Below are 23,954 nucleotides of genomic sequence, written 5' to 3'. Positions count from 1 at the left end.
TACTCCGTTAATAAATCCTATTTGTTTGCGGGGAGGAGTGACAGCTCTTCCCTTTTTGTTTGAGGATATTTTAAGAATCTGATAAGTAAGTTTTTAATATCATAAGCTGTTGGTTAAGTGGTTAGTTTATTTATTTTATTTTTCCTTTTTCGACAGATAAACCGTTTGGCCGTCCATCCTGAATTTAAATGGCGTGGTCATTTCAATAATGCCCAAAGCGTTCTGTAATGACTCTTTATCAAGCAAACCGCTAATTTGCTCGGTACGCAGTTTCTCATCTTCAAATACAACCTTCACATTATATTTGCGTTCTATTTGTATTGCTACATCCTCAAACGGCTCGTTAGTAAACAGGATCCGGCTATCAACCCAGGCAGTCTCTTTTACCTCTTCGGGCTTTACATCGGGTAATGCGGTTACCTGGTATTCTATCTTGCTCTCTTTTGTTTTTACACTTTTAGGTTCATGGTTATTAACCACAATAAGCTTTTCGTTAGGCAACAGGATGATCTTTTTTTCAGGGCTATCTTTTAACTCTACCTGCACCTTGCCCTTTAGCAGGGTAGTTTCAACTGTTTTGTCGTTATGATAGGCCTTTACGTTAAAAACCGTCCCTAACACTTTTACAACCAGTTTGGCCGTATGTACCAAAAATGGCCTTTTGGCATTTTTGGTTACTTCAAAAAAACCTTCACCTGTCAGGCTAACATCCCGGGTATCTTTTTCAAAAGCCTCGGGATATGAAAAAGTACTGCCGGCATTTAAGGTCACCTGTGTGCCGTCGGGTAATTTTAGCTTTTCAATTTTACCGTACGGCACATGAATTTCATGTAATATATTTTCGGCGGTCAAGCTATCCTGCTGTTCTGTTCTTTTGTAAAACAAAGCGCCCGCTGTAATAAATACCAATACAGCGGCGGCCACCCATTGCCACCTGAACATTGGTTTTACCTTTGCATGATTTGCCGTATTTTCGTTTGAGCTTTTGATCCGGTTCCAGATCTCTTCCAGGTTTTCGTTAACCTGCTCCGGTTTTGTTTCTGCCTGCTCGGCGCTATTTCCCTTTAAAGCATTTGTAACCTGGTGCGTTTTTTTATAGTCGGGAAATTGTTCAAGAAACATGTCGAGTTCGGCCAACTCTTCAGCATTGGCAGTTTTGCCCATACTTTTGGCCATTAACTCAATAAACCTGGATTTGCTCATAGTAATACGGTATTCTGCATTAAGGACACGGCTACTCCGGGTTTTTCCTAAAAGAAATTAAAATATTTTTTTGAGGGGGATTTTAAAACTAACTATTGCCCAGTGCCTCATCCAGTTTCTTCAGCGCAATAGCCAATTGGGCAAATACTGTTTTATTTGAAAGACCAAGGATATCAGCCACTTCATTGCAGGACAGGTCATCTTCCTTTACCATTTTAAAGATGAGCTTGCAGCGCGGGGGCAAACCATTTACCGCTTTTAACACACCAGCTTCCAGTTCTTTGCTGATAAGTAATTGTGAGGGATCAACCGAAAGATGAAAATAATAGGTTTCGGCAAGCTGGGCGTCCCGGTTTTTCTTTGAAGTATTACTGCGGATATGGTTGAGACAGGCATTTTTTATCGCTACATAAAAATACACCCTCGGGTTTGATATTTTATCAAGCTTGTGGCGGCCCGTCCAGATGTTTACAAACAGGTCATTGATAATTTCTTCGCAAGCCTCCTTATCGCCCAAGAGAGACCAGGCAAACTGATTAAGCTTATTGATCAGCAGCTTATAAAGTTCATTAAAGGCAGATTCATCATTATTATAATGGATAGAATCTATAAGTTCTTTAATCTCCAATGTTGAGCGGCTTGCTTTTTACGAGAACAGTTAACTGAAATAATGTACAATTTTAAATAAAAAATCTTGATCAAAGCTATTTTAGGTTGATTTATAAAGGTGGATCAACCTTTATAAAACTATTCTGCCGTTCGCGGCCGGAAATGTCTGGCTGGCGATGTTAAATGCCCGGTTAAACCATAAACCCCTGTTTTAACTTTCCGATAGATCATAACTTGCAGCAAAAAAGGGGAATAATTACGGTGTTTAGTCAAAACAGATTAAAGATTGATACAGCCTGCGTCAGTACAAAAGCTGTATTAGCCAACAGGCCATAATTAACTTTATATTTGCCTGGCGGCCGTCCCTATTTCCGTAAACACATTGCAATAAATGAAAGATACACCGTTTAAGATCTCTCCCGGAATTATATGGAGCAGTTCAATTTTTCTTGGTCTGCTGGCTTCTGTCCCGCAAATAGCCGAACGCCATTTTAAACCTGCCGAGGCTGCAGTAAACTCGGCGGTTACCGCTTCCTTTTCGCTGTTTGTATGGTATTACAATATATATACCCTGCCAAAACCATCTCATAATAAACAACTTAACAAAAGCATTTCCTATTCGCGGTTACTTACAACATTAGTGATAGGTATGGGCGTAATGCTGGCTTTGGCCTATGCGCAGCAATTGATATTAACACATATGAATTTTGGCCCCGTAATGCTAATGATAGAGGTTAGGGGCATACTTATTAACCTGGTGTTTTACATGCTTATAAACCTGTTATATCAAAACTACCAAAATCAGCAGGTTACCGTTGAGCTGGAACGTATTAAGGCCGATAATCTTGGTGCACAATATGAGCTGCTTAAACAGCAGATCAACCCCCACTTCCTGTTCAACAGTCTCAATACGTTGAAAGCCATGGTTGAAACCGCCGATCAGCATTCCGTTGATTTCATTCTTAAACTTTCTAACTTTTACCGTTTTACCCTGGAGAGCCGCAAGTTAGACCTCATCCATTTAGCCGAAGAACTGGAAATTGTTGATGCATACAACTTTTTGCTCAAAGCCCGGTTTGAAGACGGTTTTATCTTCACCAACACTATCAGCAAGCAATACTTCGGCACACTGATCCCTCCTTTTACCCTGCAGTTGCTGATTGAAAACTGTATTAAACACAATGTAGTATCCTTAGATCATCCGCTGCACATTAAGCTTTATACTGAGGGTGAAAACATTGTTATAGAAAATGAAATAAAGCCTAAACGCTTTGAAGAACCATCAACAGGTGTTGGGCTTAAAAACATCAACCTGCGTTACAACCATCTGCTTGATAAACAAATAGAGATCATTACCGAAGATAAAATATTCAAAGTTAAACTACCTGTTATAAATGAACATTATCATAATTGAAGACGAACTAAAAGCAGCCCGTTCGCTTGAAAGCATTATTTTAGAGTTGCGGCCGCACTCAAAAATTGTCACCAAACTGCAGAGTGTTGAAAGCTCGGTTGCCTATCTGTCTGAGAACAGGCAACCCGATCTTATTTTTATGGATATTCAGCTTTCGGACGGTTTGTGCTTTGAAATCTTTAAATCGGTAAAGGTATCATGCCCTATCATTTTTTGTACCGCATTTGATGAGTACTCGTTGGAGGCATTTAAGGCCAACAGTGTTGATTACGTACTTAAACCATTTTCTAAAACGGATATTGCCGATGCCTTTAAAAAGGTAGATGAGCTACGGAATTTTTTTCAGCAGGGTTCATCGCCCGATATCAGCAGCTTGTTAGCACAAGTTACACCACCGGCAGGTAAAAAAAGTTTCCTGGTATTCAAGAATAACAAATACATCACCATTGCTACCAATAACATAGCTTTCTTCTACATCCGCAACGAACTGTCAACCATTATGACTTTTGATCAGCAGGAATACGTTGTTAACCAATCGCTTGATCAGATCAGCGGCCAGCTATCACAGGATCAATTTTTCAGGCTCAACAGGCAATATATCGTAAACTTTAGCGCGATAAAGGAAGTTGAACACTATTTTATGCGTAAATTATTTGTTAAGCTGGTTATACCAACGCCCGAAAAACTATTGATCAATAAAGAGAAAGCACCCGTATTTTTAAACTGGCTGGAGAATAGATAGTTCTGAGTCGGAAGTCGAAAGTCCTAAGTCTTAAGACTTCCGACTTAAAAAATGCCCAACTGAGCTTGCAATATGTCCGGTTGGGCTTTTTTATGCTGTTTTGGCGGCCGTTTGCATCATAATTTTGATATAAATAAAAATCGAAAGATATGAAAACGTTAAAAATTTTAAGCTTTTGTGTTGGCGCAGCAGCGCTGGCACTTGCAACCGCAGCATACGCCACCCGTAAAATAGATTCTGTAAAAACTGTTAATACCGATACTCCCGGACAAGGTTTTGCCCTGGTTGAACTGTTCACCTCAGAAGGTTGCTCAAGCTGCCCGCCAGCCGATGATTTACTGGCCAAGATCCAAAAAGAAACACAGGATAAACCGGTTTATATATTAGCTTACCATGTTGACTACTGGAATAATCTTGGCTGGAAAGATGTATTCAGCAATGCTATGTTTTCGAAACGCCAAAAAGAATACAGCAGTTATTTAAACGCCCAGGTTTATACCCCCCAGGTTGTGGTTAACGGCAAAACCGAATTGGTAGGCTCAGATGAACCTGTACTTCGTGAAGCTATTTCCCGGGCTTTAACAACAGCCCCCAAAGCCCAGGTCTCTTTACAGGCTCAACAAAATGGCGATAAATTAAATGTAAGCTATGAGCTATCGGGCAATACCGATAACCAAAATCTGTTGATAGCTGTTGTACAAAAATCGGCCATAAGCAGGGTTGCCCGCGGCGAAAACAGCGGAAGGACTTTATCGCACGCCCAAATAGTGCGCGATTTGAAAACAATTCCCCTAAACCAGGCCCAAAAAGGCCAAACTACCATCAGCCTCCCTAAAGAATTTACCGCACAAGGCTGGGAAATTGTAGGCTTTATACAGGATAAAGCTAATGGCGAGATCGAAACTGCTGCAAAAGCCACGTTTACCGCTAATGCAACAGTTAAATTATAAATACTAAATTCAAAGATCATGAGCAAATTGAAGCAAGGCCGGTTGTTGGTAAGCTTCCTATCGCTTTTCTCCCTCTCATTTCTTACCAAGGCACCTTTTGAACAAAACCCTCAGGATTGTGAAATGATTTGCGTGTTGGAAAAGAAGAAAAAACCGGCAGAAAAAGTTAACTAAATAATATACAAGCATTATCCGGCCCGTTTTATCGGGCCGGTGGTGTTTTAAACAATATTTTACTATGAAAAAACTGTTGCTAAGCACTGTAATTACACTTTGCAGCGTTGGCGTCTACGCCCAGATAAATGAATTAAACTGTACCGAACGAGCCTTGACTTTTAAAATCAGCCTGCCGGCAAAGAGGCATAATTACCCATCTAAAATTGAGCGGTTTGAAACTGTACAGGCTCCTGCCGGGGCTGGTTCATCAAATATCTATTTCACAAAACAAAACCTAACGAAAGCTATCTTCTTGTACGGCTCTGAAGAGGAACTTTCATCCACCTCTTTTTACACCCCTGATAATATCAACCAGATTAAAAAGATGACATTTCTATATCCAAAAACAAACGCGGTTACAGGTAAATTTAACGGTACAGCTTATGACCATTTTAAGCTGCTGCCGATGCCGGTTATAAACACTTTAAGCCCGCTTTTAAACTAATCATCATTAACATAAAAAAGCAAACCAATGAAACTCAACTATTACGGTCACTCATGCTTCTCGGTAGTTGCCGGGGGTAAACACCTCCTGTTTGATCCCTTCATCTCGGGCAACGAACTGGCTAAAGACATCAACATTGATGAAATTAAAGCCGATTACATTTTTGTATCGCACGGTCATTATGATCATATTTTAGATGTGGAAACTATAGCAAACCGCACGGGGGCCATGGTTGTAGGCATTTTTGAAGTATATGATTACTTTAGCAAAAAGGGCATTAAAAATGTCCATCCTTTAAACCCCGGCGGCAAAGTAACCTTTGATTTTGGCACAGTCAAATCATTCATTGCCCAGCACTCGGCCAGCTTTCCGGATGGCAGCTATGCGGGTGTAGCCTGCGGTTATGCTTTAAAAACCGATGATGGTAACCTTTACTACAGCGGGGATACCGGCCTCACATTGGATATGAGCCTGGTGGCTAAATGGGTTGATCTTGATTTCGCAGTTTTCCCGATTGGTGACGTTTTAACCATGGGTATTGAAGATGCTATTGAAGCTGCAAAGCTGGTAAAGGCCAATAAGGTTTTGGGCGTTCATTATGACACCTTTGGCTTTATTAAAATAGATAAAGATGAGGCGGTAAAGCAATTTGAACAGGCCGGCCTAAAACTATTTTTACCGGCTGTAGGTGAGAACATAGATATTTGATTAAACGTTTTGTTATCACCAGAAAGTGAAATAACAAAGCCGGAGAAGACTTACGAAGTTTTTAAAACTTCGTAAGTCTGGATTTTAAGAAAGCAAAAAAGGCCTGCCCCAAATTAAATTGAAGCAGGCCTTTTTCTTTTCAAAGCTCCCCCTTTAGGGGGCTGAGGGGCGTGGCTTTACACCAGGTTGATTTCAACATTGATGTTGCCATAAGTTAATTTAGAATACGGACATGTTCTGTGAGCTTCTTCTACCAATGCCCTGGCTACTTCCACATCCAAGCCGGGTAAGCTAACATTTAAACGGGCTTGCAGAAAATAAGCGCCGGTAGTGATACCCAAATCCACTTCGGCATCAATGGCCAGTTCGGCAGGAAGCTCGATCCTTTTTTTAGCTGCAGCCAAACCGATAGCCCCTTCAAAACAGGCCGACCAGCCTGCGGCAAATAACTGCTCAGGATTGGTACCTGGTTTAGGAGTGCCGGGAGTTGAATGCTTAATATCCAACTGGCCATCGCTGCTCACAGACGAACCACCGTCACGGCCGCCAACGGTACGTACATTAGCGGTATATAATACTTTATCTATTTTATTGGCTGAGATATCTTCGATAACCTTGATCTTATTGATAGCTGATTTTTTAATAGTTTCCATTGTGTTGTTTATTTAAAAAGTTTTTGTTTTTTGTATGCTCAAAGGTACCCAGATATCGGCCCGGCTCCTATCACTAACTATGTGAACCGGACATTGTATGCTGCCAGGCAGACAATCTTCCGGCCGAATCAACATAGGTCCGGGCACCTGTTATTGAGTTTATTGTATATGTTTATAGAATTCATTTACGGCTTTAGCAAATGGCCGGGGGGGACGGTAGCATTTGTTCCCCCGGTCATCAATTGCATCCGTTTTATTTGCGCAATGATTTAAATGCAGCGCGCAATTCTTCGGCAAATAACCGGGGCTCTTCCCAGGCGGCAAAGTGTCCACCTTTTTTTACTTCGTTAAAGTAGATAAGGTTATGATAGCTTTTTTCGGCCCAGGTTTTTGGTGCCTGGTAAATCTCGCCGGGGAACACTGTAATAGCGGCCGGGATAGAAATATCTACAGCGTTAAAGTTATTGGCGTTATTTTCCCAGTAAAGCTGAGCGCCTGATGTTGCTGTATTGGTAAGCCAGTAAAGCGAAATATCATCAAGCATTTCATCGCGGGTTAATGATTTTTCGGGGTCACCTCCGCTGTAAGTCCAGTCGGCAAATTTATCGTAGAACCAGGCAGCCAAACCCACCGGCGAATCAGACAGGGAATAACCTATAGTTTGCGGACGGGTTACCATTATACCGGCATACCCGCCACCTTTTGTATACAGGTTGTTAAGTGATTGGTAAGCAGCTTTTTCTTTAGTAGATAATGAAGCCGGTGCAGGCGCGCCGCTGCTCAGTAATTTAGCTATATCAGCAGGTACAGTTGCAGGCATGTTTACGTGGATCCCTAAAAGGCCTTCGGGCTTCTGGCGGGCGAGCTTGTCTGAAACCACAGACCCCCAATCGCCACCCTGTGATACATAATGTTTATATCCCAGTCGTTTCATCAATACATCCCATGCGCGGGCTATGTGATCTGCATCCCAACCCGTTCCCGTAGGTTTGCCAGAGAAACCATAACCTGGCATTGATGGTATTACCACATCAAAAGCGTCTTCGGCGCTACCGCCATAAGCTTCAGGATCTGTTAACGGGCCAACAATTTTTAACAATTCAAAAACAGAACCTGGCCAGCCGTGGGTTATAATAACAGGCAAAGCATTTGGATTTTTTGAGCGGATATGCGCAAATTGAATGTCAAGACCATCAATAGTAGTTACAAATTCAGGTAAAGCATTCAATTTGGCCTCGGCTTTGCGCCAGTCATAATCACTGCCCCAATAATTAACAAGGCTTTTAATTTTTTCAAGCTGAGCCCCTTGCGAGCGATCTGTTACAGTTTCACGTTCGGCCCAGCGAGTGGCCTTTACACGTTGACGAAGATCGGCCAGTGCTTCATCCGAAACATGGATATGAAACGGGCGAATTGCATCTGAAGTATGATTAGTGTTTGTTTGGGCGAAACTTGTAGAGGAGAGCAGGATAAAAACCCCGGCGATAACTTTACCGGCAAGGTTGTGTGTGTTCGTTTTCATGATCTTATTTTTGAGTTTTTTTTATTTTGTAGCTCAAAAGTATCTTCATGCAGCCCCTTTCCTCACCGCTAACTATAGCAAGCGGACAAAGCCGGTCCCGAACCAGACATTAGCATTGCCGAACATCAAACAATGCGAATAACATACCGTAAAATCTCCTCCAATCAAATTGCAATAATTGAAATTCTGGTTTAACTGTTTTATACACAATAATTCTAAATAAATTTGGAAACTATGTTTATAAACAGCATTTTTAAATAACCTTTGTTTGTAAACTAATTGAAAAAATTTATCGCCCTGATGTTGCTTTGCATTCACCTGCTTAATATAGGCGGGCATATGGCGTTACATCAGTTCCTGGTTTACAAAAGCAACAAATATTTTACCCAGCAAACTGCCAAAGGTTTTTATAATGTAAAGGACCTTACCGAGGTAGTTATACCTGTTGATATGCCCGGCATAACCGACTGGAAACACTACGAAAACATTCATGGCCAGATCCAGTTTGGTAATAACAACTATAACTACCAAAAAATGCGCATAACGCGGCATGCCATTTATTTAATGTGCAGCCCCAATTATGAAACTACACGCCTGGCCGATAAAAACATCCTAAATGCAAAGGATGTAAAGGAGAAGCCTGTTCCTCAAAAAGAACATGTACCATTTGGTAAAATAATTATGCAGGACAATGTCAATTTCACTTTTGTGCATTTTGAATTCAATTGCCCTATCTACAATACTCAACAAGCCGTTGTTCATGTAGTTCAACAGTTAGTACCTGTTCATCAGGATATTCCCGAGCAACCGCCCAAGGCCGTTTGTTGATCAGCCCCCCTGTTTTAATTCATTTTTTGGAGTAGCGAAGTACTGCTGCTGTGTGGCCTGTTTATTTCTGTCGATAACTATTCGTAGCGGTATGCTATAAATTAAATTAGTTATACGCGGATAGCTGTAAATACCCCCTGCAAAGTACATCCCACTCAAAACCTACAAACATTCAGCTTATTTATTATGCCTTATATTACACTTGAAAGTCATTTGCCGGGCATTACCGGCCTGTTGGAGTATGCCAAAGAACCGGCACAACCTATCCGTAACCTCACGCAGTTTTTATTACGCGGCCCATCTACCCTGTCCGAAGCCGATCGGGAGTTGATTGCCACTGTGGTATCGCACAACAACCAATGTACCTTTTGCACTACCGCCCACACCGCCGCTGCCGACCTGCTGGCCGGTGAAGCAGAAACAGCGCAAAAAGTAAAGGAGAACATTGAAACGGCTCCGGTTACCGAAAAAATGAAAGCCTTGCTTACTATAGCAAAGTTAACCGCCCAAAACGGAAGAAACGTAACAACCGCGGCCATAGACCGGGCCAAAGCTGCCGGAGCTACCGACATTGAGATACATGATACGGTGCTGATAGCGGCATTATTTTGCTACTACAACCGCTACGTTGACGGGCTGGCTACCGCCTTGCCTGCCGATGCCGGTTACTACAACGTACTGGCCGAACGATTGGTTAACCATGGTTATACCCGCCTGCCCCAGGGCTATGATCATTTAAAAAAATAGTCCTGCACCCCAATTTAAACTAAAACCCAACACAATGAAAAAACTTTTATTTTTTGTATTACTGTTCACATCCATAAACCTGTTTGCCCAGGAAATTAAAATAACGGGGAACATTACCGATGCTGTTACCGGCAAACCCGTATCCGGCGCAAGTATATCTGTTAAGGGCAAGCTTACAGGAACCACAACCGATTCAAAAGGTAACTATACCCTAAATGCCAATAAATTAAAACTTCCGTTCACCATCGTTATATCGGCTGTGGGTTTTGAAGTACAGGAAAGCCAGGTAACATCTGCCAATAATGATATCAGCATCAAATTAACCCAAAAGGCAATTGTGCTTAATGAAGTAGTATCATCTGCTACGCGTATCAATCAAAGCATTTTACAATCGCCGGTGAGTATTGAAAAAATGAACCTTAAGGCTATTAAGGATAACCCTTCGTTCACTTTTTACGATGGTTTACAAAGCGTAAAAGGTATTGAATCGGTTACCAGCAGCTTAACTTACAAACAAATTAATACCCGTGGTTTTAACAGCACCGGTAACAGCCGCTTTTTACAGCTGGTTGATGGTGTTGATAACCAAACACCCGGATTAAACTTTTCGGTGGGAAACCTTTTTGGCGCTTCTGATATTGATATCGAAAGTGTGGAGGTTATCCCCGGAGCCGCTTCGGCACTTTACGGCCCGGTTGCATTTAACGGTTTGCTATCGCTTAAAACTAAAGACCCCTTCAAATACCAGGGCTTAACCCTTCAGGTTAAAAGCGGATTGAACCATTTTGGCGAATCGGTGGTAAAACCACAGGGCCTGTATGATTTTGCAGCCCGCTATGCCAAAGCTTTCAATGATAAATTTGCATTTAAACTCAACGCTTCATACCTCACCGGTCGTGACTGGTATGCTGATAATTACACTGATGTAAGCGCCGCTACCCCTGCTGCCCAGCGTGGCCCTAACAACCCAGGCCGCGACGCGCTAAATATCTACGGCGATGAGGTTTCAAAAACCTTACCCGGTATTGGCCTGGTTTCAAGAACAGGGTATGAAGAAAAAGACCTGATGAACTATAACGTTTACAGCCTTAAGCTAAACGGTGCATTACAATACCGTTTCAGCAATAACCTCGAAGCTATTTACCAGTACAATTATGGCCGCGGTACCGCAAGTTATACCGGCAGCAGCCGTTTTGATCTTAATAACTTTGTTTTGCAAACACACCGCGTTGAGTTAAAAGGAAGTAATTTCTTTATCCGTGGTTATTCAGTTGGTGAAAACTCGCACGATTCATACAACACCCGCTCGTTGGCACAATTCATAAACCGCGACTGGGTAAAAGACCTTAACGGCAATACCGTAACACCCGATAAGGCAGACGATACCTGGTTTACCCGTTATGCCGCTGCATTTAATGGTTCGGTAAGTGGTGTTACACCAAATAGCAATACTGCCGCAAGGACTTTTGCAGATCAGGGCCGCTTTTTACCGGGCACTGCCGAATTTAACGCTGCAAAAGATGCATCTATCCATAACTATGGCTTAAGTGGTGCAGGTGTTTTTAGTAACAGTAAATTTTACCATGCCGAAGGCCAGTACGATTTCACAAGCGCCATAAAAGTATTTGAACTTTTAGCAGGAGGCAGTTTCCGCGATTACAGGATGTTCACCAATGGCAGCCTGTTTGATGATAAAGATAAGCGCATAACTATTAAAGAGTACGGCTCATTTTTACAGGCAGCTAAAAAACTGTTTGATGATAACCTGAAGCTTACCGCCTCCATCCGTTACGATAAAAACGAAAACTTTAAAGGCAGTTTCACTCCCCGCTTTTCGGCAGTTTATACGGTTGATAAAACATCAAATTTCAGGGCATCATATCAAACCGGTTTCAGGAACCCAACCCCTGTTGATCAGTTCATACACCTTAACGTAGGCCCTATCACTATTTTGGGCGGTGCGCCAAATAACAGCAAAGGTTTAAACGTTTATGAAAACTCATTCACCTCATCATCGGTAAGCGCTTTTGGTGCGGCGTTTGGCAAGGCTGTACAAAGTGGTACGCCTTTCCCGCAAGCTATCGAACAAAACAAAGGCCTGCTTCAAAAAGCAAGTGTAGCCTACATTAAGCCAGAGCAGCAAAAAGCGTTTGAACTTGGCTATAAAGGCTTAATTATGGATAAGTTGCTGATCGATTTAAACTACTACTACAGCAGCTACACCAACTTTATCCTGAATACAGTTGTTATCCAGCCCAGCAATCCGATCCTTGGTTCTGACGGCAATGTAACCACCGCTTCGGCAAGCGATATTCCTGGCGGAAAAGTTCATGCGTTTCAATTATATACCAACGCGCCTGATAAAGTATCGGCCCAGGGGGCAAGTGCAGGGGCTACTTACCTGCTTAATGGCGGTTACGCTTTGGGCGGCAATGCTACCTTATCAGTATTTAACCTCCGCAATGCAAACCCTAATAATATTGCGGCCTTCAATACGCCCAAATGGAGCACCAACGCCACATTTGGCAACAGCAATGTGATCAATGATTTTGGCTTTAATGCTGCATGGCACTGGCAAACAGCTTATGACTGGTATGGAACCTTTAACGGTACCCGTCCGGGCCGTGTAGATGCCTATTCAGTTGTCGATCTGCAGTTCAGCAAAAAATTACCTAAATTCAAATCAACCATTAAACTGGGCGGCAGCAATATCTTCAATAACCGTATTTATCAATCTTATGGCTCGCCGGCAATTGGCGCCATTTATTATGTATCGATAGTATTTGATGACCTTTTAAAATAAACAACATGAGCACTTTAACAATTGACGGGCAGGTTGCACAACCTCAAACAAACCTCAGCGCCGCAAGCAGGGCTGCGCTGTTTGTGATCTGTTTTCTTAGCACAGCTTTAGGCGGTTCGGTTTCAACGCTGATGTCGGTTTACCTCCCTGTTGTGGTAAAAGACCTGCAAGGCACTGTTCCTGCCGATGAGATCAATGCCATCAGCGGGTACATCAATGCCATCTTTATTTTTGGATGGGCTTTTGGCGGTTTTACCTGGGGCGTTATCAGCGATAAAATGGGCCGCAAAAAAGCCTTGCTGCTGGCTATTGGCAGCTATGGCATATTCACCATCTTAACCGGACTGATGCCTACCTGGTGGGGCGTGCTGCTTTGCCGCTTTTTCAGCGGTTTTGGAGTTGGCGGTGTTCTGGTAACTTCAGTTACCCTATTGAGCGAAGTTTGGCCTGCCAAAAGCAGGGCGGTGATTATCGGTATCATTTCAATAGCTTTCCCTGTGGGTATTTTTTCGGCCGGGCTTATCAACTTTATTGTATCATCATGGCGGTCGGGCTTTTTAATTGGCGTAATCCCTGTTGCACTCGCATTAATTGGTGCCTGGGTTTTAAATGAATCAGATAGCTGGCTCACCTATCGCAACGATATTGCTAACCGCGAAAACCCTTTAAACAAACTCCTGTCTAAAAACCACCGCCGGGAGCTTATTGTAGGCTCCCTAACCTTTGGCACCATGCTGATAGGTTTATGGGCTATATTTTCATGGCTGCCTACCTGGGTGCAAAGCCTGATCACCGATCATGATGCAGCGAAAGAACGAGGTCTCAGTATGATGTGCATGGGTATGGGTGGCCTAACCGGTGGCTTCTTTTCAGGCTGGCTGGTTAACCTGCTATCCATCAGGCGCTCTATGGTTATCTGTTTCGCGGTTTGCGCGGGGATGTCATTCATCCTGTTTAAAACTAACACCACCTTCAGTACAGCAGTTTACGTTGAGATCATAATACTGGCCTTATTTTTTGGTGCAAGCCAGGGAGTATTATCAACCTTTATCCCGCAATTGTTCTCAACCGGTATAAGGGCTACAGCAACGGGCTTTTGCTTCAATATCGGGCGCATTTTTACGGCCACGGCAGTACTATTTGTAGGTGTACTGGTATCAACGCTGGGCGGATATGGCAATGCACTGGTTATCTTTTCACTGGTATTTGTGATAGGATTGCTTGTTGTATTATTTGTACGGGAAAAAGCAGAAGGCTAAAAGCATAAAAAACAAATCACTAATTCACTAATTCACTAATTAAAATATGGCACACATCAATGTACCCGAAGGCGTACCGGGCATCCGTTCGCTGGTAATGTTCAGGCCCGAAACCGGTCAGTATTTGTATGAACTGGCCGAAGTATTGTTACGCGGAGAATCAACCCTGAGTCCGGCTGACCGTGAACTGATAGCCACTTATGTATCATACCGTAATAACTGCACATTTTGTTACAGCAGTCACGCTGCTGCTGCCCGTTGTTTGTATGAAGACGATGCACTAATTGTTGACGAAGTACTGCGCGATATGACAGAAGCACCGATCAGCGCAAAACTAAAAGCACTGCTAAATATTGCAGGTAAGGTGCAGGTATTAGGCAAGGAAGTTAAGCAGGAAGATGTTGACGCTGCACGCGGGCAGGGGGCTACCGACCGGGAAATTCACGATGCGGTATTGATAGCCGCAGCGTTCAGCATGTTTAACCGTTATGTTGATGGCCTTGGCAGCCTTACCCCTACCGATCCGGAGGCTTATGCCGAAATGGGAAAACGCATGGCTAAAGGCTATGTATTGCCTCAACCACAACATTAATTTAAAACCAGATATTATGGCACATATTGAATTAAATAACGATTTGCCCGGCATCCGTGGGCTGATGTTTTACAGCCCGGAAACGGAAGCACCGCTAAACGCCCTTGCCGAGCAACTGCTGCGCGATGATAACAATTCCCTATCGCGCGGTGAACGCGAACTGATAGCAACTTATGTATCTTACCTTAATGATTGCTTTTTTTGTCAGAACGTGCACGGCGCATTGGCCGGCCATTACCTTGGCTGCAATATTGACGAAATTGATGCTATCAAAGCTAACTTTTTATCAGCCGATCTTTCGCCCAGGATCAAGGCCCTTTTAGCAATTGCGGGCAGTGTACAAAAAGGCGGCAAAAATGTTACAACTCAGCAAATAGAAGCTGCCCGTGAGGAAGGTGCAAGCGACAAAGAGATCCATGATACCGTACTGATAGCAGCAGCTTTTTGCATGTTTAACCGCTATGTTGACGGGCTGGGTACCTGGGCCCCGCAAGACAGGCAGATTTACGTTGACCGCGCACCTGAACGTGCCGAGCTTGGCTATATATCAAGCATTTTCAAGAAAGTTTAACACCTACTGCTTTATCACACCTGCAGCCCGGAGCATTTTGTTCCGGGCTTTTTTTACGTTTCTCTTGTCATTTCCTTAGGGAGAAATCTTATACGCCATGCTCGGCGAACTTTGCATAACCACTTAGCATGACGTACAAGATCTCTCTTTCTCCCCCGGCGCTTATTCCTACCCTTGTTCCATCGGAAATGACAACGGGTAACATAATCATTCTATTTAAATACCACCCTGCTGCCCTCACTATGCGCATTAAACTCAGGCGCGTACATGCATTGAATACTGGTAATGCCGGTTGAGAAATTACCCGGTTGGGCTACCCGCAATTCGTACTCAAACACATAGCTGCCTTTGGTTAAATTGCTGATGAAGAAATTTGTCGCCACATCTTTAGTTACCTGGTAATACGATAAGCCATCCTGGTATTTATATTCGGAAAGAGCAGATAAAGGCTCTGTACCTGCCGGGCGAAGGTCTTTAAGCTGTACATATTCATAATCGCGACCGGCTTTCAAATACACCACCACTTTGAGCAAATCGCCGGTTTTGGGCTGATGAGCGGCGTCAAGCGCCTGTAATATAGGTCCGGTATCGGTTTGTTTTTTGATAAAGTATTTACGCTCAAGGTGGATATCTGTTTGCGATGGCGTGATCTTATCCATTTGCTCCAGATACTGCCAATACATAGCCCCATAGCTGATTGATTTTCCATTGTTTTTGATCTCAACTTTGCCTAATGACGGTTTTATTTGTTCATCAACCCAACTGGTTTTAATGTAGCCTGTGCCGGCATCAGCCTTAATATCCGGCTTTAATTCGGCAAGAGGTTTGTTGTTCAGTATAATTTCAGATGCAGTGCCGCCGTTTAGCCAATCCTGCTGCTTTAACAGCAAAGCATATACGGCAGCGGCAGTTGCTTTGGTGGTTTTCCAGTTATTAGCTTGTTTGTTACGCATCAGCCAGATCTTCATTTCTTCAACGGCTTTGGCATTATTACCCGCCTCGGTGAATAACCCGATCATCAAACTTTGTGTTTCAATGGGCGATTGATACCAATAATAACCCACCATGTTTTTACCCCAGTACATCCCCATCTCATCCGATGTTTGTGCAGTTTCCTTTAACGATTTGATAATGGCATTTGCAATTAGCGGTTTTCCGTTGCGCAACATAGTAAAGGCTATCATCCCCTGCTCATAAATGCTCTGCCTTACCCATTGATCTTCGGCACGTTTCAGATAGTTACTGAAGATGGATTTGAGCGCCGGCCCCATTGGTTTATCGGTATAATAACTCCGCACATACCACGCATGAACCTCGTTCTGATTAACATCCCCCGATTGATAGTTCTTTTGCTTTTTTGCTTCTTTATCCTCGCTTATCAGTTCAGCATCCATGTAATCAAGGGCCTTATCAGCGATCTCTTTTATGGTTTTATCATCGGCAGTAACTATCTTGAGGTGATAAAGCTGCCCTATCCCTTCCAAAACATGGCGGGTGATATAATCGTCGGCATAATTACCACCAAACCACGGGAATGCCCCGTTTGACAATTGCTTTTGTTTCAGCTTATCCAGATTGGCCTTCATTTCATAACTCATTTTGTTGAGGTCAAAAAGCTGGGCTATCCTTTTCTTTTGTTCCGATTCGCTAAGGGCATCCTGCAGCCAGGGAGTTTCCTCAAGCAGGGTGGTTTTCAATTCCTGGTTCTTTTCGAGGTTAGAGAGCAATTCTTTACTATCACTGCTTTTCCACCGATCAAATACCTGTTTAATAAGTGGCATTTTACTGATCAGATCTGTCGACAGGCTATTGGCATAGTACCGGCTAAATAACTTTTCTGAGCACTCATACGGAAACTCCATCATGTACGGGATAGCCTGCACAGCATACCAGGCCGGGTTTTGGCTATATTCAAGCGTAAGGGTTTTACTTTTGAGGGTAGTGCTGCTGTTGTTGATCAGCTTATCGAAATTGAACGTTTTGCTTTGTCCAGCCCGCACCATCACTGGCATACTTTCGGTAACCAGCATGCGGTTAGGCAGCACAGGAATGGTATTTTCTTCGCCATCGCTATATTTACCCGCGTCGGCAGTTAAACGATAAGTAAGTGCGTCAAGCCCTGGCGGTATCACCAGTTTAAAAGAAACGGCCCTGGTTGCCGAAGCATCTATCTCAAACTTTTGCTGTGCCTCACTCTTGTTCATCAATAAAGAAACAGGCTGCATGTTGATGCCATTGAAGAGCTGCAACTCAACCTTGCCTTTCAATGGTTCTGTATTTAAATTAGCCAGCCGTGCTGATACGGTTACAGTATCACCCTCACGTAAGAAGCGGGGCATATTGGCAGTGATACTTAATTGTTTTTGCGTAACAACCTCCGCCTCTGTATAACCTAATTGCAATTGCTTGTTATGTGCAAAGGCCATGAACTTCCATTTGGTAAGGGCTTCAGGCATAGTGAACTCAATGATTACCTGTCCTTTTTCATTTGTGCGAAGTTGCGGATAAAAGAAAGCGGTTTCGTTAAAGTTTTTACGGGTAGTGATGGTTTTCTGATCATACCTGAGTTCATCATAGTGCATGCCAACCGATTTATATTGAACTTCACGCATTTGAACGTTATAGGAGTTTGTCAGAGGTGCTACATCATAAGCAACCTGCATCCCTGCAGCCCTACCTTGTAACATAACGGGTGCAGCAACCGCTTTTACATCACTATAGCCCACTGGCTCATCAATCCTGATTTCATTAACTACATCAGCGGCCATTAATTTCTCGCCAGGATCGGCAACACTTAAATAGTCCTTTCCATTAATTCTTATGAGATTTGGTTTCTCAAAATTCATCCTCACATATCCGTTTGCCGGCGAGCTAATATATTTCGTCAGCATGCGCTGACCGCTAAATATCAATATGGCATTTCGCGGTATTTTGATCTTGTAAAAGCCCAATGAGTTTGATGTAGTACTAATATTTGTACCCTTAATGGCAATTTTAATGCCGGCGAGCGACATATTAAATTGATTGAGTACCCTGCCACTCACTACTGTACCACTTTTTATAAGCGCGGAATTTTTAAGATACGTGGCTTCGATCTGCTTATCCTTAGCCGATTCTGTTTTATATTTTTTTACTGATTCGATATAAGTATTATAACCATAATTATTGCTGCCAAAATAGCTGTAGCCAAACCAGTTGAGCGTTTCATAATTAAAATTTGATATACCTGTTCCATAATACGGAGCCCTATTAAAAGCAGATGTGTTTGTGACCTGCACAAACTCATTAAAAGTTTGCCAGCTGAAATAGTTGGGGTCATAGCCATAGGTTGGCAATTGGTGATCCCAGGTTTGAGGCAGCGCAACGTCATCAAGTGAGGCATCGTACATACCGGCCAGCAGTTCGGCTTGCTCCTTTTCTTTACCGGGTTCAGACACCTGCACTTTCCACTGTTCCTTTTCGCCGGGCTGCAGCTTGTTTCTAAAAGTGAGGAAACGAATGTTCAATGCAGTAGTAGTATCTTTTATTTTGATCTGTTTATAATAACTGTACAGGCGGTTATCGTTTACCATTAAAAACTGCACCGTGAAGTTATTTTTTGCCGTTGCCGGTACTTTTATTTTTAAACTTTGCTGATGATCGCCTCCAATGTTAAGCCACTCCGACGACAGCATTTTAGCGCCCTCGTACTTTTCAACCAGGATTTGGCTTTCTCTGCTTATACCCAGCCAAAACTCAGCAGTATCCCCGGCCTTGTTTATTTCATCATCAATGGTAGTTAACCAGCTATCCATATCAGGCGCTTTGTCTGGATTTGCATGAAGTTTAATATAATAGAATTGGGTGGTGGTATCTCCTCTATTATTCTTCGCATTTATTACCAGTTTATAAACACCGGTTGGCTGCAGCTTTAACGCTGCCAGATCAAGCTGATTATTTGTAGTATCGCTAACTTTGATATCGGCATCAACAACTGTTTTATTTATCTGCCAGGTGTTACGGTCGTCTTCATTTTTATAGGCATAACCAGGAAATAGCTTTTTAAACTCGCTGGCACCCAACAGGTATTGATCAGGAACCTGCCAAAGCCTTTTTTTGAATACGCCATCAGGCTTAATTAATGAATAAACCTTTACATTAAGTACCCCGTTTTGAGGCTGGCCATTTATATTGCTGAGCTTAACAGGTATCAGGGCTTTATCTTTTGCCGATAACTGTTCAGGTACTGATACATCCAGATCAAGCACATTATTACTTACTTTCACATCCGTATTTGCCGACTGGGTTTCGCCACTGCCGTCGGTTACATCGGCAGTAAAGTTATAATTATACATATCGGGCAATTTCCCGTTACCAGGCGAAGCTTTAAAAGCAAGCTGAAATTCGCCATTACTGCTGGTCTTAATTGTATCTGAGGCTATTTCAGCATCACCCGAATTATTGAAGTAATCATCGCCTCTCATCTTTAAATAATAAGGCCGGTAAGCGGGGGTTCGTTTAATATGATAGGCTACGTTGGCACCCGAAATGCCATACCCCGAAAACGCGGTAACTTTCCCGGTAATACGAACCGAATCATTAAACCGGTAAGTTTCCTTAACCGGCAAAAACGTTACCTGGAATGTAGGCCGCTTATATTCCTCAACGCGGATCATTGCTGCGCCGTGATCTGTATTCACAAACATAATTCCGGCAAGTGTTTGCTGAGGTATAACAAAAGAACCTGTTACGGTACCATACTCGTTGGTTTTAAGGTTAAGGCTACCTTGCTTTTCCCTGTTATCGTCCGTTAAATTAACAACAACCTGTTCATTGGGCATAATGCTGCTTTTGTTGTTCAGCGTGCTTATCTGCAATCCCTTAAAATAAACCGTTTGCCCGGGACGATAGATCTGCCTGTCGGTAAACAGCATGGTTTCTTGAATGGGCTTGGCTACAGGCTGCGAGGTTTCTATGGCCCCGTTTACATAATTGTTTTTGCTGGCAAACTTATCGTTAGCGGTTGAAAGGTTTACATTATAATAGTCCCCACGGCATGTAAAAGTAAATACACCATTGGCATCAGAGGGACCCTTACTTATAGGGTTCTTTAATATTTTCCCTTTATCGTTATAAGTATTGTATACATCAACATTTACGCCTTTCAATGGCTTGCCACTGTCACGGTCAAGCACCCTGATCTCCTTTACACCATCAGGCCTTTGCCTGGTGACATATGCTAATCCGCTTACTTTAAACTGCGCCAGGCCTGTTAACAGCGATTTGTTTGATAAGGAGTCACCAATCATAATAATATAATTACCAGGCTGCAGCGGGGCTATCTTAAATTCGGCCCGGTGGCTTCTGTAATCATGCGGATCAGGCAGCGAAAGTTCGCCGGTTTCAACAGGCTTTAATTTACTTACAAAATCATATACCTTCGTTGTTATCATGAGCATCTGCTCGTCATCCTGCTGCCCGTCTTTTTTTAACTGATCTATTTGCCCGTCGGTAATACTGTAAATAGCAAATTTTGCCTGTTTAATATTACTATATTCTAAACTGGTCAGTAATGGTTTGCCAGGAGCATATACCTCCTCCACCCGAGCCGATAAAACCCGCCTTTCTATTTCCCGGATGTAAATAGCCGCGTTTTTACCGCTTATGCTATTAGGGAACAACTCTTGAGCTTTTTCATAGTAGCCATGCGCTGTTACAAGGCTGTCGAGCTGCTGATAATAAAGGCCGTTAAGTACCAAGGCTTCGGCACTGATCGGTTTTGTGCCATAACTGGTGGCTATTTGTTTTAACCCAAGCAGGTATAAAGAATCAGCATTGCTTAAAGTAGATTTATTATGTAAAAATTTGAGCCGCTGCAGTTCAAGGTCGGCAAGTGCATCTTCGTTATTTTCCTTCAGATGAAATGCAGTTGCTTGCTGTAGTAATTTAAGCCCATGATACCATGTTGAAGCAGTATCGGCAGTATTGATGTTTATTTTAACAAATGAACGGGCATCTGCAAAAAATGCCTGATTGTTTAATGAGAAAGCCATTTTAGGCTTGGTGATCCCAGGTTCATCAGCCAGGAAAAATTCAAACGCACGCTGTACCAAAAGGTCATAAAGTGTAGGCCGCAGGTAGCGGATGGTTTTATCGCCCTTTAAAACACCATCGAGCACACTAATTGGCGTGGCTTGCTCCTCTTTGGCACCTGCAAGTGAAAGCCGGTAAAGATTGCTTGTTTCGGCAATGATGGTTTGTAAATCCCACTGTGTATAATCGTCGCCATGTTTTTCAACGCGGCTTCGCTGGCTGTACTGGTAACGGTTTTGTTGGTAATAATTCCAATACATTTCGGCCAGCATTGATTGTAATACCGGCTTTACTGGATACTGCGCTTTATCAATATCAGTTTTTAGCCTGGCGATGATAGCCACCAGCGCTTCTTCTTCAATGTATGATTGAAATGTCATCCGGTAAACTACCGCGCGTACCTGCTGAGGGGAATTCTTCTCATCATGCGCCAGCTTGTCAAGCCTGTCAACTTCCTTTAAAGCCGACTTGGGCAAACCTACGGAAGCTAATGAATCGATCCGAAAACTGATGGCATCGTATTTATTTTGTGCTGATACTGTTTTAACAGAAAAAAGAAAGCTTAAAATAAGCAGGCACTTCAATGTTTTGGCAAGTTGTGATAACATGCTGGATAGTGGTTTTGGTTGATGCTTAAACGGTGAAACAAGATAGAAAATATCCACAGGTTAAAATTTAGTGTTTTTTAACAGTTGGGTGAATGCAGCTTGTATAATTGACTCACCCGGTCTACGCTTCGCTGGACCACCCTCTCTCCGGCTACGCCACAAAGAGGGTAAGAAATTCATTTATTAATCCCCTCTTTCCGCAAAGCGGAGAGAGGGGTGACAAGCGCAGCGATGTCGGGGTGAGTAAATCCGGCGAGCGTTCACAATAACATTAAGATGCAATATATCTCCACTTTCCATAAAACAATTTTAACTGTTGATCCCCAGTCAATTGAAACAGCAATATTACTTTGTAAATTAATTTAAAAAGTTAATTTTAATCATGCTTACCACCACTTATAAACCAGTTAAAACCCTGCTGCTCACAGCACTCATTGGCATTCAAGGCTTGCAAGGCAACGCCCAGACCAAACCCGGTACTACCGAAATAACCAAATGGCAATACGGCAAAACCGGCGCTGTTTCCCTTACTTACGATGACGGCTCCATGAACCAGTTCAGAAAAGCCCTCCCGGTAATGGAGCGCCTGAAAATGCCGGCCACATTTTTCATTATTACAGGATCTATTCCCGCATCCAAATACCACGGAAAATTTATTGGTCGCCCGGTAAAGGATATCATTAAAGAATCGGCAACGGTACCTACTAATGATCAAAACTTTTTTGAGCGATGCTCAGCTGCGGGGTACTTAGGTTATATGGGTACCATTGCCGCCCACACACAAGCCGGTAGCTTGTATGACAGCGGTAAAAAAGAAAAAGCTTTTAAAGTATTAGATGACATTTACGCCAAAGCCCGTAACGGCGAATTGAAACCAGGCTACGAACCCAACGATGAGTTTAAACAATCCATCGGCTCAACCTGGAATGATTTCAGGAAAGATGCGGCCGAGGGCTATGAGTTTGCAAGTCACTCTATCACTCACCCAAGTATGCCCGGGCTTGACGAGCCTAACCTGCTTTGGGAATTGGAAAAAAGCAAGGCGGATATCCTGGCCCAGCTTGGTCCCAAACATACATTTTCGGCAGAGTGCCCTTACGGTTTTGAAAACGACCGCGTGATGGGCTATGCACTCAAAATCTATCCGGCTTTAAGAAATCGCATGCCCGAGCCATGGTTAAAAGAGATTGACCGGGCCAGCAAGCAAACGCCGGGCTCAACCGATAAAGATTATATTCAATGGCAACGTGGCGCAACCACCAAAACACCGCTGCCAATGATGAAGCTTTGGGTTGATACTACGCTTAACCATACCAATACCTGGCTGGTACTGGTGTTCCATGGTATTGACGGGATGGGCTACGAAGCCCTGCCAAGTAACCTGCTTGACGAATATTTCCAGTACATCAAAAGCAAAAATGACAAGCTATGGGTAGCAACTTTTGGCGATGTAACCCGGTACATGCGCGAACGCGAACATGGTAAAGCTGTAGCCTCTCCGATAGGAAACACAATACAGGTTAAGGTAAGCCATAGCCTTGATGGCAAGATGTACTATCTGCCATTAACCCTCAAAACCTATGTATCATCAAACTGGACAAGCGCAACAGTTACCCAGGGCTCAAAAAGCAAAAAGATCAGTACAGCTAAAGATGATCAAGGCACTTATGTACTATATCAGGCACAACCAAATGAAGCAGTAGTGACGCTGAAAAAAGGATAATATGTTGAATAGTTATTTCGTGCTGAAACAACCAATGTAAAAAACATCTTATTTCAGCACGGATAACTACTACTTTTTAAACTTACCTAAAAACACTCATTGCCGTAGGTTTCAACCAACAGAATAAAAAGCTAAAAATTCCTGGCTTTAGCCCAATTATACAAGCGAATTTGGGCTGAAGCCCGCTTATTGCTACTCATTATCCCGTTGGTTGAAACCTACGGCAATGAAGCTTTCTGGTAGAGACGCATGTGATGCGTCTCCCATAGGACAAGCAGCTTCGTAATCA

General features: G+C 43.0%; 18 protein-coding genes. 13 read left to right on the top strand and 5 right to left on the bottom strand.

What is annotated here, in order from left to right; genetic code table 11:
* Positions 1 to 135 precede the first annotated feature (135 nt).
* Together MTO98_RS09370 and MTO98_RS09365 are read right to left on the bottom strand one after the other, a co-directional pair.
* The gene (locus MTO98_RS09370) at positions 136 to 1,203 is read right to left on the bottom strand and encodes a FecR family protein (protein WP_243486392.1); all 1,068 of its coding nucleotides are present in this window, start codon (positions 1,201 to 1,203) and stop codon (positions 136 to 138) included.
* A gap of 88 nt (positions 1,204 to 1,291) precedes the next feature.
* Positions 1,292 to 1,831 (bottom strand): RNA polymerase sigma-70 factor, encoded by a 540-nt coding sequence (locus MTO98_RS09365; protein WP_243486391.1) that lies wholly within the window; start codon positions 1,829 to 1,831, stop codon positions 1,292 to 1,294.
* 372 nt (positions 1,832 to 2,203) lie between these two features.
* Between MTO98_RS09365 and MTO98_RS09360 the strand changes: the two genes are divergently transcribed.
* From MTO98_RS09360 to MTO98_RS09335, 6 genes are all read left to right on the top strand, one after another.
* Positions 2,204 to 3,226 carry a sensor histidine kinase gene (locus MTO98_RS09360; RefSeq protein WP_243486390.1) on the top strand — a complete coding sequence of 341 codons (1,023 nt, stop codon included), beginning with the start codon at positions 2,204 to 2,206 and terminating at the stop codon, positions 3,224 to 3,226.
* Positions 3,207 to 3,968 carry a LytTR family DNA-binding domain-containing protein gene (locus MTO98_RS09355; protein WP_243486389.1) on the top strand — a complete coding sequence of 254 codons (762 nt, stop codon included), beginning with the start codon at positions 3,207 to 3,209 and terminating at the stop codon, positions 3,966 to 3,968. Before MTO98_RS09360 ends, MTO98_RS09355 begins: the two co-directional genes overlap by 20 nt.
* A 149-nt stretch (positions 3,969 to 4,117) precedes the next feature.
* A complete protein-coding gene (locus MTO98_RS09350; protein ID WP_243486388.1) occupies positions 4,118 to 4,918 on the top strand; it encodes a thioredoxin family protein in 801 nt (266 codons plus the stop codon).
* An 18-nt stretch (positions 4,919 to 4,936) separates the two neighbouring features.
* On the top strand, positions 4,937 to 5,092 hold the full coding sequence (locus MTO98_RS09345; RefSeq protein ID WP_243486387.1) for a hypothetical protein: 156 nt from the start codon (positions 4,937 to 4,939) through the stop codon (positions 5,090 to 5,092).
* 64 nt (positions 5,093 to 5,156) lie between these two features.
* Positions 5,157 to 5,579, top strand: a complete 423-nt coding sequence (locus MTO98_RS09340) for a hypothetical protein (RefSeq protein ID WP_243486386.1) — start codon at positions 5,157 to 5,159, stop codon at positions 5,577 to 5,579.
* A 27-nt stretch (positions 5,580 to 5,606) separates the two neighbouring features.
* Complete coding sequence (locus MTO98_RS09335) at positions 5,607 to 6,287, top strand: metal-dependent hydrolase (RefSeq protein WP_243486385.1); 681 nt, start codon at positions 5,607 to 5,609, stop codon at positions 6,285 to 6,287.
* A 176-nt stretch (positions 6,288 to 6,463) separates the two neighbouring features.
* Here the strand turns inward: MTO98_RS09335 and MTO98_RS09330 are convergent, their stop codons facing one another.
* Positions 6,464 to 6,940 (bottom strand): organic hydroperoxide resistance protein, encoded by a 477-nt coding sequence (locus tag MTO98_RS09330; protein ID WP_243486384.1) that lies wholly within the window; start codon positions 6,938 to 6,940, stop codon positions 6,464 to 6,466.
* A 253-nt stretch (positions 6,941 to 7,193) separates the two neighbouring features.
* A complete protein-coding gene (locus MTO98_RS09325) occupies positions 7,194 to 8,462 on the bottom strand; it encodes an epoxide hydrolase family protein (RefSeq protein ID WP_243486383.1) in 1,269 nt (422 codons plus the stop codon).
* A gap of 279 nt (positions 8,463 to 8,741) precedes the next feature.
* Here MTO98_RS09325 and MTO98_RS09320 point away from each other — a divergent pair, with 279 nt between their 5' ends.
* The 6 genes from MTO98_RS09320 (at position 8,742) to MTO98_RS09295 (ending at position 15,262) form a co-directional block, all read left to right on the top strand.
* Positions 8,742 to 9,290 (top strand): hypothetical protein, encoded by a 549-nt coding sequence (locus MTO98_RS09320; RefSeq protein WP_243486382.1) that lies wholly within the window; start codon positions 8,742 to 8,744, stop codon positions 9,288 to 9,290.
* A 186-nt stretch (positions 9,291 to 9,476) separates the two neighbouring features.
* A complete protein-coding gene (locus tag MTO98_RS09315; RefSeq protein WP_243486381.1) occupies positions 9,477 to 10,037 on the top strand; it encodes a carboxymuconolactone decarboxylase family protein in 561 nt (186 codons plus the stop codon).
* Between the two features lie 34 nt (positions 10,038 to 10,071).
* Positions 10,072 to 12,840: a TonB-dependent receptor gene (locus MTO98_RS09310; protein ID WP_243486380.1), complete on the top strand. Its 2,769-nt coding sequence runs from the start codon at positions 10,072 to 10,074 to the stop codon at positions 12,838 to 12,840.
* Positions 12,841 to 12,845: 5 nt separating this feature from the next.
* Positions 12,846 to 14,099 (top strand): MFS transporter, encoded by a 1,254-nt coding sequence (locus tag MTO98_RS09305; RefSeq protein WP_243486379.1) that lies wholly within the window; start codon positions 12,846 to 12,848, stop codon positions 14,097 to 14,099.
* 46 nt (positions 14,100 to 14,145) lie between these two features.
* Positions 14,146 to 14,691 (top strand): carboxymuconolactone decarboxylase family protein, encoded by a 546-nt coding sequence (locus tag MTO98_RS09300; protein ID WP_243486378.1) that lies wholly within the window; start codon positions 14,146 to 14,148, stop codon positions 14,689 to 14,691.
* 16 nt (positions 14,692 to 14,707) lie between these two features.
* The gene (locus MTO98_RS09295) at positions 14,708 to 15,262 is read left to right on the top strand and encodes a carboxymuconolactone decarboxylase family protein (RefSeq protein WP_243486377.1); all 555 of its coding nucleotides are present in this window, start codon (positions 14,708 to 14,710) and stop codon (positions 15,260 to 15,262) included.
* Between the two features lie 212 nt (positions 15,263 to 15,474).
* Here MTO98_RS09295 and MTO98_RS09290 read toward each other — a convergent pair whose 3' ends face one another.
* The gene (locus MTO98_RS09290) at positions 15,475 to 21,942 is read right to left on the bottom strand and encodes an alpha-2-macroglobulin (protein WP_243486376.1); all 6,468 of its coding nucleotides are present in this window, start codon (positions 21,940 to 21,942) and stop codon (positions 15,475 to 15,477) included.
* Positions 21,943 to 22,324: 382 nt separating this feature from the next.
* Here MTO98_RS09290 and MTO98_RS09285 point away from each other — a divergent pair, with 382 nt between their 5' ends.
* Positions 22,325 to 23,665, top strand: coding sequence for a polysaccharide deacetylase family protein (locus MTO98_RS09285; protein ID WP_243486375.1), 1,341 nt, complete (start codon positions 22,325 to 22,327; stop codon positions 23,663 to 23,665).
* The last annotated feature ends 289 nt before the right edge of the window (positions 23,666 to 23,954 follow it).

Origin of the sequence: Mucilaginibacter sp. SMC90 (assembly GCF_022811725.1) — a bacterium.
Classification (GTDB): Bacteria; Bacteroidota; Bacteroidia; order Sphingobacteriales; family Sphingobacteriaceae; genus Mucilaginibacter.
This window is presented reverse-complemented; position numbering and strand designations above follow the sequence as displayed.